The organism is Janibacter zhaoxuefangae (genome assembly GCF_050271985.1).
Lineage (GTDB): Bacteria > Actinomycetota > Actinomycetes > Actinomycetales > Dermatophilaceae.
Genome location: NZ_CP189849.1, coordinates 2,436,452 through 2,449,740, shown reverse-complemented (window position 1 = coordinate 2,449,740; position 13,289 = coordinate 2,436,452). Strand labels below are relative to the sequence as shown.

Annotated in this window: 18 protein-coding genes; 15 read left to right on the top strand and 3 right to left on the bottom strand. The window is 71.1% G+C overall.

Annotation, left to right across the window (positions count from 1 at the left end):
- Nucleotides 1–36: 36 nt before the first annotated feature.
- The 6 genes from ACQBAS_RS11470 (at nt 37) to ACQBAS_RS11445 (ending at nt 3,708) form a co-directional block, all read left to right on the top strand.
- Nucleotides 37–531 carry a helix-turn-helix domain-containing protein gene (locus tag ACQBAS_RS11470; RefSeq protein WP_427383940.1) on the top strand — a complete coding sequence of 165 codons (495 nt, stop codon included), beginning with the start codon at nt 37–39 and terminating at the stop codon, nt 529–531.
- 80 nt (nt 532–611) lie between these two features.
- Entirely contained in the window at nt 612–1,307 is a 696-nt protein-coding gene (locus tag ACQBAS_RS11465) for a hypothetical protein (protein WP_427383939.1), read from the top strand.
- Nucleotides 1,308–1,432: 125 nt separating this feature from the next.
- Nucleotides 1,433–2,452: an asparaginase gene (locus tag ACQBAS_RS11460; RefSeq protein WP_427383938.1), complete on the top strand. Its 1,020-nt coding sequence runs from the start codon at nt 1,433–1,435 to the stop codon at nt 2,450–2,452.
- Nucleotides 2,453–2,458: 6 nt separating this feature from the next.
- Nucleotides 2,459–2,896, top strand: coding sequence for a D-aminoacyl-tRNA deacylase (dtd, locus tag ACQBAS_RS11455; protein ID WP_427383937.1), 438 nt, complete (start codon nt 2,459–2,461; stop codon nt 2,894–2,896).
- Between the two features lie 9 nt (nt 2,897–2,905).
- On the top strand, nt 2,906–3,226 hold the full coding sequence (locus ACQBAS_RS11450) for a DUF2516 family protein (RefSeq protein ID WP_427383936.1): 321 nt from the start codon (nt 2,906–2,908) through the stop codon (nt 3,224–3,226).
- 83 nt (nt 3,227–3,309) lie between these two features.
- A complete protein-coding gene (locus ACQBAS_RS11445; protein ID WP_427383935.1) occupies nt 3,310–3,708 on the top strand; it encodes a phosphomannose isomerase type II C-terminal cupin domain in 399 nt (132 codons plus the stop codon).
- 69 nt (nt 3,709–3,777) lie between these two features.
- Here the strand turns inward: ACQBAS_RS11445 and ACQBAS_RS11440 are convergent, their stop codons facing one another.
- Complete coding sequence (locus tag ACQBAS_RS11440; RefSeq protein ID WP_427383934.1) at nt 3,778–4,569, bottom strand: class I SAM-dependent methyltransferase; 792 nt, start codon at nt 4,567–4,569, stop codon at nt 3,778–3,780.
- A gap of 51 nt (nt 4,570–4,620) precedes the next feature.
- On the opposite strand from ACQBAS_RS11440, the gene mshA reads away from it, so the two are divergent.
- Genes mshA through ACQBAS_RS11425 form a run of 3 tightly spaced genes read left to right on the top strand, consistent with a single transcriptional unit; the run spans nt 4,621 to nt 7,197 of the window.
- Nucleotides 4,621–5,925 carry a D-inositol-3-phosphate glycosyltransferase gene (mshA, locus tag ACQBAS_RS11435; RefSeq protein WP_427383933.1) on the top strand — a complete coding sequence of 435 codons (1,305 nt, stop codon included), beginning with the start codon at nt 4,621–4,623 and terminating at the stop codon, nt 5,923–5,925.
- Complete coding sequence (locus tag ACQBAS_RS11430) at nt 5,922–6,422, top strand: YbjN domain-containing protein (RefSeq protein ID WP_427383932.1); 501 nt, start codon at nt 5,922–5,924, stop codon at nt 6,420–6,422. The genes mshA and ACQBAS_RS11430 overlap by 4 nt, the downstream gene beginning before the upstream one ends.
- 43 nt (nt 6,423–6,465) lie before the next feature.
- On the top strand, nt 6,466–7,197 hold the full coding sequence (locus ACQBAS_RS11425) for a phosphoglyceromutase (RefSeq protein ID WP_427383931.1): 732 nt from the start codon (nt 6,466–6,468) through the stop codon (nt 7,195–7,197).
- 72 nt (nt 7,198–7,269) lie between these two features.
- On the opposite strand, the gene phoU is transcribed toward ACQBAS_RS11425, so the two are convergent.
- A complete protein-coding gene (gene phoU, locus ACQBAS_RS11420; protein ID WP_427383930.1) occupies nt 7,270–7,959 on the bottom strand; it encodes a phosphate signaling complex protein PhoU in 690 nt (229 codons plus the stop codon).
- Nucleotides 7,960–8,132: 173 nt separating this feature from the next.
- Between phoU and ACQBAS_RS11415 the strand changes: the two genes are divergently transcribed.
- A complete protein-coding gene (locus ACQBAS_RS11415; protein WP_427383929.1) occupies nt 8,133–9,323 on the top strand; it encodes a sensor histidine kinase in 1,191 nt (396 codons plus the stop codon).
- A complete protein-coding gene (locus ACQBAS_RS11410; protein WP_427383928.1) occupies nt 9,323–10,006 on the top strand; it encodes a response regulator in 684 nt (227 codons plus the stop codon). The genes ACQBAS_RS11415 and ACQBAS_RS11410 overlap by 1 nt, the downstream gene beginning before the upstream one ends.
- A 122-nt stretch (nt 10,007–10,128) precedes the next feature.
- On the opposite strand, the gene ACQBAS_RS11405 is transcribed toward ACQBAS_RS11410, so the two are convergent.
- Nucleotides 10,129–10,647: a hypothetical protein gene (locus ACQBAS_RS11405; RefSeq protein WP_427383927.1), complete on the bottom strand. Its 519-nt coding sequence runs from the start codon at nt 10,645–10,647 to the stop codon at nt 10,129–10,131.
- 241 nt (nt 10,648–10,888) lie between these two features.
- On the opposite strand from ACQBAS_RS11405, the gene ACQBAS_RS11400 reads away from it, so the two are divergent.
- From ACQBAS_RS11400 to ACQBAS_RS11385, 4 genes are all read left to right on the top strand, one after another.
- Nucleotides 10,889–11,371: a CarD family transcriptional regulator gene (locus ACQBAS_RS11400; protein WP_427383926.1), complete on the top strand. Its 483-nt coding sequence runs from the start codon at nt 10,889–10,891 to the stop codon at nt 11,369–11,371.
- Nucleotides 11,368–12,042, top strand: coding sequence for a 2-C-methyl-D-erythritol 4-phosphate cytidylyltransferase (gene ispD, locus ACQBAS_RS11395; protein WP_427385634.1), 675 nt, complete (start codon nt 11,368–11,370; stop codon nt 12,040–12,042). Before ACQBAS_RS11400 ends, ispD begins: the two co-directional genes overlap by 4 nt.
- A gap of 19 nt (nt 12,043–12,061) precedes the next feature.
- Nucleotides 12,062–12,607: a 2-C-methyl-D-erythritol 2,4-cyclodiphosphate synthase gene (gene ispF, locus ACQBAS_RS11390; protein ID WP_427383925.1), complete on the top strand. Its 546-nt coding sequence runs from the start codon at nt 12,062–12,064 to the stop codon at nt 12,605–12,607.
- A gap of 84 nt (nt 12,608–12,691) precedes the next feature.
- Nucleotides 12,692–13,255: an NYN domain-containing protein gene (locus tag ACQBAS_RS11385; protein WP_427383924.1), complete on the top strand. Its 564-nt coding sequence runs from the start codon at nt 12,692–12,694 to the stop codon at nt 13,253–13,255.
- Nucleotides 13,256–13,289: the final 34 nt, after the last annotated feature.

Genomic DNA, 13,289 nt, shown 5'->3' with positions numbered 1-13,289 from the left:
TTGCATTTTGCTAACCAGAGCAAGCACAATGGAGTCATGGTCAGCAACCCCCTCGGTGGCATCAGCAACAACCTCGGCGACTACCTGCGCGAGCAGCGATTGTCGTCGAAACTCTCGCTGCGCCAACTGTCCGAGGTGGCCGGCATTTCCAATCCCTACCTCTCCCAGATCGAGCGGGGGGTCAAGCGGCCGAGCGCCGAGATCCTCCAGCAGATCGCCAAGGCGCTGCACATCTCGGCCGAGACTCTCTACGTGCAGGCAGGTCTGCTCGACCCCATCGACCACGCCGCCACCGAGCGTCCGAGCACTCGCGACGCGATCAAGGCCGACCCGGCACTGAGCTCGCGACAGAAGTCGGCGCTCATCGACATCTACGAGTCCTTCGTCGGTGCCGAGGCCGTCCGCGGCGAGGCGCAGGCGCCGGTCGCCGAGATCGCCGAGACGGCGCCACCCACGGCATCGTCCAAGCCCACCGGCACGCGCACCCGCCGGACCACGAGCCGCACGAAGGGACCCCAGGCCAAGGCCTGAGGCCCCGCACCTCCGTCAGCAGCACACCACACCTCAGCACCACACACACCTCAGCACCACACCAACACCAAGGAGTCACCATGGCCCTCGTCACCACCGTCAAGAAGACCGTCGCCGACGCCAAGCCGCTCTACGTCGCGGCCGGCGTCACCGACCTCGCCGTCGAGCGCGTCCGCGAGGCCGGCGCCTCCGCCGCCCGCACCCGCGACGAGTACGTCGCCCGCGCCAACAAGGTGCGCGCCTTCGACGTCACCACCCTCCCGACGCTCGCCACGGCCCGCGTCACCAAGGCCGTCGAGCAGGCTCAGGCCGCTCCGACCGAGGCCGCCAAGAAGGCGCAGGACTCCTACGCCGACCTGACCGCCCGCGGCGAGAAGCTCGTCAAGCGCGTCCGCACCCAGAAGACCACCCAGGACCTCGTCGCTCAGGTTGAGGCCACGCTGGCCCTCGGCAAGGGCCTCGTGACGACGACCCGCAAGTCGGTCGACGAGCTCGAGCGCTCCGTCAAGGCCACCGTCACCACCGGTCGCAAGGAGGCCACCGTGGCCGCCGACGCGATCGTCAACTCCGTGACCGACGAGGCCAAGACCGCCACCGCCGCGGTCAAGGGCTCGGCCCGCCGCACCCGCACCGCCGCCAAGCGCACCACGACGACGGCTCGCACGACCGCCGCGAAGACGGCCACCGCGACGAAGAAGACGGCCACCGCGGCCAAGACGACGGCGGCCAAGTCCACCGCCGCCGCCAAGAAGACGGCCGAGAAGGTCGGCGACTGATCACCTTCTCCGCACCCTGACCGGCGCGCCACCCCTCCTGGGGTGCGCCGTCGGGGGACCGACCCGGGGCCGGTCACCGCAGCAGCGGTGGCCGGCCCCGCGTGTGTCCTCGCTAGGGTCGGATCGTGAGCGATTCCAACACCCCTTCCGTGTCCGCGCCGCTCGGCCTCGCCGCCGTCGCCGATGCGCCCGTCCTGGCGCACGTGACCCGCGGTGACTTCGTGGAGTGCGTCCACCGCGCGACCCTCGTCGCCCTCGACGCCGACGGCGCTGAACTGTTCGCGCACGGCGCCGTCCGCGAGCCGATCTACCCCCGCTCGACCAACAAGCCACTCCAGGCTCTGGCCATGGTCCGCGCCGGGCTCGACCTGCCCCCCGACCAGCTGGCGCTCGTCTGCTCGAGTCACTCGGGCGAGCCGGCCCACCTCGACCGCGTCCGATCGATCCTCGCCGGAGCTGGCCTGAGCGAGGCGGACCTGCGCAACACCCCGGACCTCCCGCTCGACCCCGCCGAGCGCACCCGCTGGACCCGTGAGGACCTGCCCGCCTCCCCGCTCGGGCAGAACTGCTCGGGCAAGCACGCGGGGATGCTCGCGACGTGCGTCATCAACGGCTGGTCGACGCACGACTACCTCGACGTCGACCACCCGCTCCAGCGCGCCATCGAGGCGACCCTCGCGGAGGTCACCGGCGAGACGGTCGCGGCGACCGCCGTCGACGGGTGCGGCGCCCCCGTCATGGCCGTCTCGGTCACGGGGCTCGCGCGCGCCTTCGGCGCCCTCGCCGCGGCCGACCCGGAGACGCCGGAAGGTCGCATCGCCGACGCGATCCGCAGCCACCCTGAGCTCCTCGGCGGCACCGGACGCGACGTCACCGCGCTCATCTCCGGCGTGCCCGGACTCATCGCCAAGGACGGCGCGGAGGCCGTCTACGCCGTCGGCCTCGCCGACGGTCGCGGCCTCGCCCTCAAGGTCGCCGATGGTGGCGCGGGCATCTCCGCCGGCGGACAGCGCGCCCGTCCGGTCATCATGGCGGCCGCCCTCCGCCGGATCGGTGTCGAGGCGCAGGTCCTCGAGGACCAGTCCGAGGTGCCGGTGCTCGGGCACGGGCAGCCGGTGGGTCGCGTCGTCGCGGTCGGGGTCTGACGCGGCGTGCGCACGGTCCTGCAACGTGTCTCGCGGGCCAGCGTGACGGTGGACGGTGAGGTCGTCGGTGCCGTCGACGGGCCGGCGCTCCTGGCCCTCGTCGGTGTGACCCACGACGACGGCGAGGCCGAGATCGAGACGACGGCGCGCAAGATCGCCGAGCTCCGCATCCTCGAGGGCGAGCGGTCGGCCACGGATCTCGGCGCGCCGGTGCTCGTCGTCAGCCAGTTCACCCTCCACGCCGACATCCGGAAGGGGCGGCGGCCGTCGTGGAATGCCGCGGCGCCGCGCGAGGTCGCCGAGCCCGTCGTCGAGGCGCTCGTCACGGCCCTGCGGGGTCGGGGGTTGCACGTGGAGACGGGCCGGTTCGGGGCGGACATGGCGGTGGAGTTGGTCAACGACGGTCCGGTGACGCTCGTCATCGACGTGCCGGACCGCACCTAGGCTGTCCTCATGTACATGCTCGACACCGCCCAGGGAATGATCGTCTTCGCCCTCAGCCTGCTCGCCTTCGGGGTCGAGATCTTCGCCTTCGTGGACGCCGCCCGCGAGCGGGAGGACGCCTTCCGAGCCGCCGGCAAGCAGACCAAGCAGCGGTGGCTCATCTTCCTGGGGATCGCCGCGCTCGTCGGCTTCGTCAGCATCTCCGCCCGGCTGAGCTTCTTCGGCCTCATCGCCGTCGTCGTGGCGGCGGTCTACCTCGCCGACGTCCGGCCGGCGCTGCACCAGGTGCGGGGCCGTGGGACGCACAACGGTCCCTACGGTCCGTGGTGACCGGACCCACCCCCGCGGAGCCCCCGACGGAGCACGGCGTCGGGCATGATGGGCGCACACGTCAGGGACTGAGGGGAACCGTGTTGAGCACCGACCATATCGACGAGACCACCGCGCGAGGCGAGGTCGCCGATCCGCGTGACGAGATCTTCGTCGTCGAGCGACCGTGGGGAGCGTTCGAGCAGTTCGTCTCCAACGCGAACGTGACCGTCAAGATCGTCACCATCGAGCCGGGGCACCGACTCTCGCTCCAGACGCATGGGCACCGCAGCGAGTTCTGGCAGGTGCTGGACGTCCCGATCGACGTCACCGTCGGGGACGAGTCCTGGGCCGCGCAGCCGGGCGAGAAGGTCTGGGTGCCGGTGGGTTCCGTGCACCGCATGGGCAACTCCGGCACCGCGACGGGCCGCGTCCTCGAGATCGGCTTCGGCGCCTTCGACGAGTCCGACATCGTCCGCATCGAGGACGACTACGCCCGCTGATCCGGCCCGCCTGCGGTGTGATCAGTACGCGGTGTGATCAGGTCCCGTCGTGATCAGCTCCCGTCGTGATCAGCTCGGACGCACCGCGTCCCAGGCCACGGTGAGTTCACCGAGGCGCCACCGGCTGCGGCCGCCCACGATCGGCCAGCCCGCGGCGGCCATCGCCTCGGCGGTCGCGAGGAACCGCTGCCGCACCCCGTAGCCGGCCAAGCCCGCAGAGCGTTCCCACGCGCCGTCGAGCTCCCGCAGGAACCGGTGCACTCGCTCGCCTTCGACGTTGCGATGGATGAGGGCCTTGGGCAGCCGCTCGGCCACCACCGACGGGCGCTCCAGCCCACGCAGCCGCCACGCGCAGGTCAGGGTCAGCGGCCCGTCGACGTCGAGGGCGACCCAACTCCCGAGCCGGCCCACTTCGTCGCACGTGCCCTCGATCAGCAGCCCCTGCGGCGCGAGCCGCCCCCGCATCGTCGCCCACGCGTCGGCGACCTCCTCTTCGTCGTACTGACGCAGGACGTTGAACGCTCGCACCACCGTGGCGCGGGCGCCTCCGGGCAGGGGGACCTCGAAGCCGCCCACGGCGAAGTCGAGGCCGTCGCGGGTCAGCGGCCGGGCGGCGGCCACGCGCGCCGGGTCGATCTCCAAGCCGACGACGCGGACGTCGGCGCGCACGGCCCGGAGCCGGTCGTGCAGCTCGAGCGCGGTGATGGGGGAGGCCCCGAAGCCGAGGTCGACGACGATCGGCGCCTCGGCGGAGCGGAGTCGGGGGGCCTGCGTGCCGGTGAGCCAGCGGTCGACGCGGCGCAACCGGTTGGGGTTCGTCGTCCCCCGCGTGATCGCTCCGATCGGTCTGCTGCTCGCCACGGGAGGAGCCTAGGGCGAAGGCCGCCCGGCCCGAGTGTCAGACTGTCGCGGATGAATGGCACCGAGCACCCCCGGCCGTCGACGCCACCGGACACCCCCATCCGGCGGGTCGCCATGGTGAGTGTGCACACCTCACCGCTGGCCCAGCCCGGGACGGGCGATGCCGGCGGACTCAACGTCTACGTCGTCGAGTCGGCCAGGCAGCTCGCCGCCCGCGGCATCGACGTCGAGATCTTCACCCGCACCACGACCCACGAGATCCCGACGAACGTCGAGCTCTTCCCGGGCGTCACCGTCCGGCACGTCACGGCCGGTCCCTACGAGGGGCTCGACAAGGCCGACCTCGTGGGTCAGCTGTGCGCCTTCGCGGCCGGCGTGATGCGGACGGTGGCCCACTCGCCCGAGGGCTACTACGACGTCGTGCACTCGCACTACTGGCTCTCGGGTCAGGTGGGTTGGCTCGCCGCCGAGCGTTGGCAGGTGCCCCTCGTGCACACCATGCACACGATGGCCCGGGTGAAGAACCTGCACCTGGCCGAGGGGGACGCGCCCGAGCCGCGCGGTCGTGAGATCGGCGAGGCCCAGGTCGTCGAGACGTCCGACCGGCTGATCGCCAACACGGACACCGAGGCGCGCGAACTCATCGACCTCTACGACGCCGATCCGCACAAGGTCGTCGTCGTCCCGCCGGGCGTCGACCTCGATGTCTTCCACCCCGGCCCGAAGGCGGCCGCCCGCGCCGCCGTCGGCGTCGGAGAGGACGACGTGCTCCTCCTCTTCGTCGGCCGGATCCAGCCGCTGAAGGCCCCCGACGTCCTCGTGCGCGCCGCCGCCGACCTGCTCGCGCGACGACCCGAGCTCAAGGGCCGCCTCGTCGTCGCGGTGCTCGGCGGCAACAGCGGGTCCGGCCTCACCGCGCCGCGGGCGCTCGCCGACCTGACGGAGCAGCTCGGTCTGGCGGACGACGTCCGCTTCGAGCCGCCGGTGAGCCGCGCCGACCTGGCGCAGTGGTACCGCGCCGCGGACATCGTGACGGTGCCGTCCTACAGCGAGTCCTTCGGCCTCGTCGCCGTCGAGGCGCAGGCCTGCGGCGCCGTCGTCGTGGCGGCCGACGTCGGGGGCCTCCCGACCGCGGTGGGCGACGCCGGCGTCCTCGTCGACGGACACGACCCGCACGACTGGTCGCTCGTCATCGAGGACCTGCTCGACGATCCCGACCGACGGCAGGAGCTGTCCCTCCGGGCCGCCCGCCGGGCCCGCGCCTTCGGCTGGGACCACACCGCAGATCGACTCCTCGAGGTCTACGAGGGAGCCGTGGCCGAACGTCGCACCGCCATCGAGAGGACCGCCGGATGACCACCGATCAGCTGCCCCCGAGGACCAACGCCGTCGAGGCCTTCCTCGCAGCGAACGAACTCGAGTGGGAGCCCGGCGCCCGGGACGGCGAATACGTCGTGACCCTGCCGGGGGAGAAGAAACTCAAGACGGTCACGTCGCTCGTGCTCGGCCGCGAGGCGCTCTCGGTGTCCGCCTTCGTCATCCGCAACCCGGACGAGAACCACGAGGCGTTCTACCGCCACCTGCTGCGGCGAAACCTGCGCCTGCCCGGCCTGGCCTACGCCATCGACGGCTCGGGCGACGTCTACGTGACGGGCCGCGTGCCCGCGGCCGCGCTGTCCGAAGAGACCGTGGACGGGATCCTCGGCGCGGTCCTCGAGGCGGCGGACGCACCCTTCAACGAACTGCTGGCGCTGGGCTTCCTCACGTCGATGCAGAAGGAATGGGACTGGCGGGTCTCGCGCGGTGAGTCCCTGCGCAACCTCGAGGCCTTCCGGCACCTGCTCGAGCACTGACCACACCCCGCCCGACGCGCTCCCGTCCGACTAGGCTCGCCCCATGAGCACGCTGATCCTCCTGCGCCACGGCCACTCCGAGTGGAACGCCAAGAACCTCTTCACCGGCTGGGTCGATGTCGACCTCAACGACCAGGGTCGGGCCGAGGCCGTCCACGGCGGCGAACTGCTCCGTGAGCACGGCGTCCTGCCCGACGTCGTCCACACTTCGGTGCTGCGTCGCGCCATCACGACGGCCAACCTCGCGCTCGACGCCGCCGACCGGCACTGGATCCCGGTGCGCCGCGACTGGCGCCTCAACGAGCGCCACTACGGCGCCCTCCAGGGTCTGGACAAGGCGGCCACCCGCGAGAAGTACGGCGACGAGCAGTTCATGCTGTGGCGTCGTTCCTTCGACACCCCGCCGCCGGCGATCGAGCCCGGCTCGGAGTTCGACCAGGCGGGCGACCCGCGCTACGAGGGCATCGACGTGCCCAGCACCGAGTGCCTCAAGGACGTCATCGCCCGCCTCATGCCCTACTGGGAGGGCCCGATCCAGGAGGACCTCGACGCCGGTCGCACGGTGCTCGTGACCGCGCACGGCAACTCGCTGCGCGCCCTCGTCAAGCACCTCGACGGGATCAGTGACGAGGACATCGCCGCACTCAACATCCCCACCGGCCAGCCGCTGGTCTACGACCTCGGCGCCGACCACATGCCGACGAAGCCGGCGGAGTACCTCGACCCCGAGGCCGCCGCCGCGGCCGCGGCCGCCGTCGCCTCCCAGGGACGCTGACGCGACCAACGGCAATGATGAAGGCGGGTCCGCACCGATCGGTGCGGACCCGCCTTCGTCGTGCGGTGAGGGTCAGGACGCCGGCAGGGCGTCGTCCTCGTCGTCCTCGTGGTCGGACACGTCGCCGTCGTACTCGCCCGTGACGAGGAACGTCACGCGGCGCGCGACGGAGACGGCGTGGTCGCCGAAGCGCTCGTAGTAGCGGCCCAGCAGCGTCACGTCGACGGCCGTCTGGGTGCCGTGCTGCCAGTCGCCGAGCAGCTTGTTGAAGAGTTCGCGGTGGAGCTCGTCCATCGCGTCGTCCTCGCGCTCGAGGCTCTTGGCCTCGTCGACGTCGAGGCTGGCGATGACCTGACCGGCCTTGGCGACGATGCGCTCGGCGACCTGGCCCATCTGGAGGATCGTGGCGCTGATGTCGTCCGGCACGGCGTGCTCCGGGAAGCGGAGGCGGGCGACCTTCGCCACGTGACGGGCGAGGTCGCCCATCCGCTCGAGGTCGGAGGACATGCGCATGGCCGTGACGACCGTGCGCAGGTCGGTCGCGACGGGCGACTGCCGGGCCAGCAGGTCGATGGCGTGGGCGTCGAGGGCCTCACGGCGGGCGTCGATCTCGACGTCGGCGGCGATGACGGTCTCCGCGAGCTGGACGTCGGCATCGAGCAGGGCCGTCGTGGCGCGACTCATCGCCGAGCCCGCCAAGTGCGTCATCGCGACGAGGTCGTCGGTGATCTTGTCGAGGTCTTCGTGGAACGTCTCGCGCATCGTCCTGCCATCCTGTGGTTGGGCTGTCGGCGGGCCATCAGGTGGCGCCGGCGCTCAGCCTCCTTGGTTCGCATGTACGCCTGCGTAATGGCAGGTGAACATCCGGGGACCGCCCCGGCGGTGGCGCGGTGCCCCGCCTCATCCTGCCTCAGAGCCGAAGTACGCTGCGTGACGTGGAGTCAACAACCGCGGCAATTCTCGGTGCCACCGCCGGATTGCTGCTCGGCCTCGTGGCCGTCGGGAGCATGTGGGTCTCCGACCAATCGCGACGGTCGGAGCCCGTCTCCGGCGACAACTCCCTGCCCGAGGGCGTGGGTGACGTGCTGGCGGTGCTGCGCTCCATCGGGATCGTCCTCGACTCCTCCGACGCGGTCGTCAACCACTCGCCGTCCGCCGTCGCGCACGGGCTCGTCCGGCGCGGTGAGCTCGTCCACGCCGAGTTGCGGCACCTGGCCGAGCGGGTCCGCCGCGACGGGGAGATCCGCGAGGTCGAGCTCGAGTTGCCGCGCGGTCCGATCAGCCAGTCGGGCACCTTCATCCAGGCCCGCGTCGCGCCCCTGGGCAGCAAGCACGTCCTGCTCCTGCTCGAGGACCGCACCCAGAGCAAACGCCTCGAAGAGGTTCGACGCGACTTCGTTGCGAACGTCAGCCACGAGTTGAAGACCCCCGTCGGCGGGATCGCGCTCCTGGCCGAGGCCGTGCTCGACGCGCACGACGACCCCGAGGCCGTCGCCCGCTTCGCGCAGCGGATCCAGGTCGAGTCGACGCGTCTGACTCGTCTGGTCAAGGAGATCATCGACCTGTCCCGTCTCCAGGCCGCGGAGAACCTCGACGACCCGGCCCGGATCGACGTGGCCGCCGTCATCGCCGAGGCCATCGACTACTCCAGGGTCGGCGCCGACGCAAAGAACATCACGATCGCCACGCGCAGCGTCGAGGACCTCCACGTCTTCGGCGACCACGATCTGCTCGTGACGGCCGTCCGCAACCTCATCGGCAACGCCGTCAGTTACTCCGACCCCGACACTCGGGTCGGGGTGGGCATGCGCCAGGTCGGTGACATCGTCGAGATCTCCGTGACCGACCAGGGCCACGGCATCTCCGAGGCCGACCAAGAGCGCATCTTCGAGCGCTTCTACCGGATCGACGCGGCGCGCTCGCGCGCCACCGGCGGCACCGGACTCGGCCTGGCCATCGTCAAGCACGTCTGCGCCAACCACGGCGGCGACGTGACCGTGTGGAGCGAGGAAGGTCGCGGGTCGACCTTCACCATCCGCCTCCCCGCGGCGGGCGACCCCGACGCCCGCGCGGGCTCACCCACGGGGCACACTTCCCTCCATCCCCCCACCCACGAGGAGATCTGATGACGAGGATCCTGGTCGTCGAGGACGAGGTGTCCTTCTCGGACCCGCTGTCCTACCTGCTGCGCAAGGAGGGATACGAGGTGTCCGTCGCGGAGACGGGGCCCGAGGCGTTGGCCGACTTCGACGCTGCCGGCGCGGACCTCGTCCTGCTGGACCTCATGCTCCCGGGGCTGTCGGGTGTCGACGTCTGCCGGGCGCTGCGCCAGCGCTCCAACGTCCCCGTCATCATGCTCACGGCCAAGGACAGCGAGATCGACAAGGTCGTGGGTCTCGAGATCGGGGCCGACGACTACGTCACCAAGCCCTACTCCTCCCGCGAGCTCCTCGCCCGGATCAAGGCCGTCCTGCGGCGCAACAACGAGCCCGAGGAGCTGTTGCCGGCGACCCTCGAGGCCGGCCCCGTGCGGATGGACGTCGAGCGCCACGTCGTGACGGTCGACGGCACGAGCACGCCGCTGCCGCTCAAGGAGTTCGAGCTGCTCGAGATGCTGCTGCGCAACACCGGGCGCGTGCTGACCCGTGGCCAGCTCATCGACCGCGTGTGGGGCAGCGACTACGTCGGCGACACGAAGACGCTGGACGTGCACATCAAGCGGCTGCGGGCGAAGGTCGAGCCCGACCCGGCCAACCCGCGGCACATCGTCACGGTGCGTGGGTTGGGCTACAAGTTCGAGGCACCCTGAGTTTGAGGCACCCTGAGTTTGAGGCACCCCGAGTTCGAGGTGCCCGAGCCCGTCCGAGCACAGCTGAGCCCAGCAGGTTCGATGAACCGGCTGGGCTCAGTCGTGCGTTCGCGTCGCGGGGACTACTTCGTCTTCGGTGCGTAGTCCTCGTAGTACCCGGTGGCCGGCAGGAGCGGGACCTTGACGCCGCTGGCCGAGCCACCCGCGTCGACGGTGACCGTGACCGTGTCGCCGATCGAGCCCGAGACGCCCGTGAGGGTCACGAGCTCGCCGTCGGCGGAGAGCTGGATCGTCTTCCCCGCAGGCAGGGTCGCGCTCGCTTCGGCGCCGGACTCGGTCGTGAAGGTGAGGTCCACGTCCTTGTCGCCCGTGTTGGCGGCCGCGCCGCTGACGGTCGCGTCGACCTTCGGGTTGGCGGTCTTCGTCGCGTTCAGCACGGGGTAGGGACCGTCGGGCGTGACCAGCACGAGGTTGCGCAGCGCGACATCGCCCAGGTCCAGCGAGACCCCGTCGCCGGCGTCGTACACGACGTCGGTCTGGACGGGGGAGAGCACGCCGCAACCCGAGAGGGTGAGCGCAAGGGCAAGGCCGAGGCCGAGGCGGCGGGCCCGAGGGGCGGAGAGCGCAGCTGTCGTTGTCACGGGCGTGAGCCTACCGGCAGCGGGCCCGCTCGTGCGGTCGGCCCGCCGGATCCACGTCGTGGGACGGAGCGAAGGGGGCCCGCCGGGGCTCCTCGCGGCCCTCGCGGTGGTCGTCCGGCGCCCGGAACGGCGCGAGCACCACACGGTTGAACACTTGTCAAGAGGGCATCGTCGCAGGTCAGCACTGTGACGCAGGGAACTCCCGTGGTATTCTGGAGGTCGCGAAAGGGGAAAGCACCACATGGTTTTCAAGGTCGGCGAGACGGTCGTGTACCCCCATCATGGGGCCGCACTGATCGAAGAGATCAACATCCGGACGATCAAGGGCGAGGAGAAGAAGTACCTCAAGTTGAAGGTCGCCCAGGGCGATCTCACCATCGAGGTCCCCGCAGAGAACTGTGACCTGGTCGGCGTCCGCGACGTCGTGGGCAAGGAGGGCCTGGACAAGGTCTTCGAGGTGCTGCGCACCGCTCACGCGGAGGAGCCCACCAACTGGTCCCGCCGATACAAGGCCAACCTCGAGAAGTTGGCCTCCGGCGACGTCATCCGGGTTGCCGAGGTCGTCCGCGACCTGTGGCGCCGGGACAAGGACCGCGGCCTCTCCGCTGGTGAGAAGCGCATGCTGGCCAAGGCTCGCCAGATCCTCGTCTCCGAGCTCGCGCTCGCCGAGAAGACGGACGAGGACAAGGCTGAGGTCATCCTCGACGAGGTCCTCGCCTCCTGAGCACCGGCACGATCGTCGTCGCGGCCGGTTCCGGCACGCGACTGGGGGCCCAGCGACCCAAGGCGCTGGTGGACCTCGACGGTCAACCGATCATCGTGCACGCCGTGAGGGGCGTCCTCGACGTATCTGCCATCGAGCAGGTTGTCGTGGTCGCCCCTTCGGCATGTCTGGAGGAGGTCACCGACCTCGTCGGCGGTGACCGCGTCACCGTCGTGGCCGGCGGTGCCGAGCGCACCGACTCCGTAGCCGCCGGGCTGGCCGCACTCGAGCGGCTCCAGCCCGACCTCAGCGTCGTCCTCGTCCACGACGCGGCCCGCTGCCTGACCCCCGTGGCCGTCTTCGAGCGGGTCCTCGATGCGGTCGAGGGCGGCGCCGCCGCGGCCATCCCCGGGGTCGCGGTGGTCGACACGATCAAGGTCGTCGACGGGAGCGGCCGAGTCGTCGCCACCCCGGAGCGGTCCGCGTTGCGCGCGGTCCAGACGCCGCAGGGATTCGCCGCGGACGTTCTCCGGAGGGCCCACGCGAGCGGCGTCGGCGCCACGGACGACGCCGCCCTCGTCGAGAGCCTGGGGCTCGACGTCGTCGTCGTGCCCGGCGATGCCCGCGCCTTGAAGATCACGGTCCCCGAGGACCTCATGACGGCCCGGCGCATGCTGCGCGACGGGTCCTGACCGCACCGGAGAGGTCCCCATGGAATCCACATCCGAATCTGCATCCGCATCCGCGACGCCGTCTGTTCCTCACGCACCGAGGGCGCTGCCCCGCACCGGCATCGGTGTGGACGTCCACCCCTTCGCCGACGACGATCGCGAACTCTCACTCGCCGGGCTGACCTGGCCGGGCGAACGGGGCATCGAGGGGCACTCCGACGGCGACGTCGCCTCCCACGCCATGTGCGACGCCCTGTTCTCGGCCGCCGGCCTCGGTGACCTGGGGGCCCACTTCGGCACCGGTCGCCCGGAGCTGGCAGGCGCCCGCGGCGTCGTCCTCCTCGCGGAGGCCCTCCGGATCCTCACCGAGGCGGGGTGGGTCGTCGGCAACGTCTCCGTCCAGGTCATCGGCAACCGGCCGAAGCTGGGCCCGCGCCGCGAGGAGGCCCAGCGCGCGCTGTCCGAGGCCCTCGGCGGCGCTCCCGTGTCGGTGGCGGCCACGACCACGGACGGCCTCGGCCTGACCGGTCGGGGCGAGGGCATCGCCGCGATCGCGACCGCCCTCGTCGTCCGTGCGACGGCCTGAGCGCCCGCGACGGGAAGGACGGCAACTCTGATGGCATCGACCAGGTCGCGACGAGCGCTCGCTCCGGTGCGTAGGCTCGACACCATGGCCCCCGCGAAAACGACCTTCGTCCTCGTCGATGGCGAGAACATCGACGCCACCCTGGGGACCTCGGTCCTCGGGCGTCGCCCGCAGCCCGACGAGCGTCCCCGCTGGGACCGCCTCCTTCGGTTCGCCCAGCAGGAGTGGGAGCAGGAGGCCAAGGGCCTCTTCTTCCTCGCAGCCAGCGACGGCATCCTGCCGATGTCGTTCGTCCAGGCGCTCGTCGCCATGGGCTATCGGCCGATCCCGCTGTCCGGCAACCCGGACCAGAAGGTCGTCGACCTCGCCATCAAGAAGACGCTCACCGCCCTCGCCGAGCGCGAGGACGACGTCATGCTCGTCAGCCACGACGGCGACTTCCTCCCCGAGATCGAGACCCTCGTCATGGCGGGTCGCCGGACGGGGCTCATCGCCTTCGAGGAGTTCCGCAACGCCGGCTTCGCTGCGCTCGAGGCCAAGGGGCTCGAGTTCTTCGACCTGGAGCACGACGTCGAGGCGTTCAACGCGACGCTGCCGCGACTGCGGATCATCCCGATCGACGAGTTCGACCCGATGCTCTACCTCTGAACCATCCGCCAGTTCCACCAGTAGTCAGACCCCC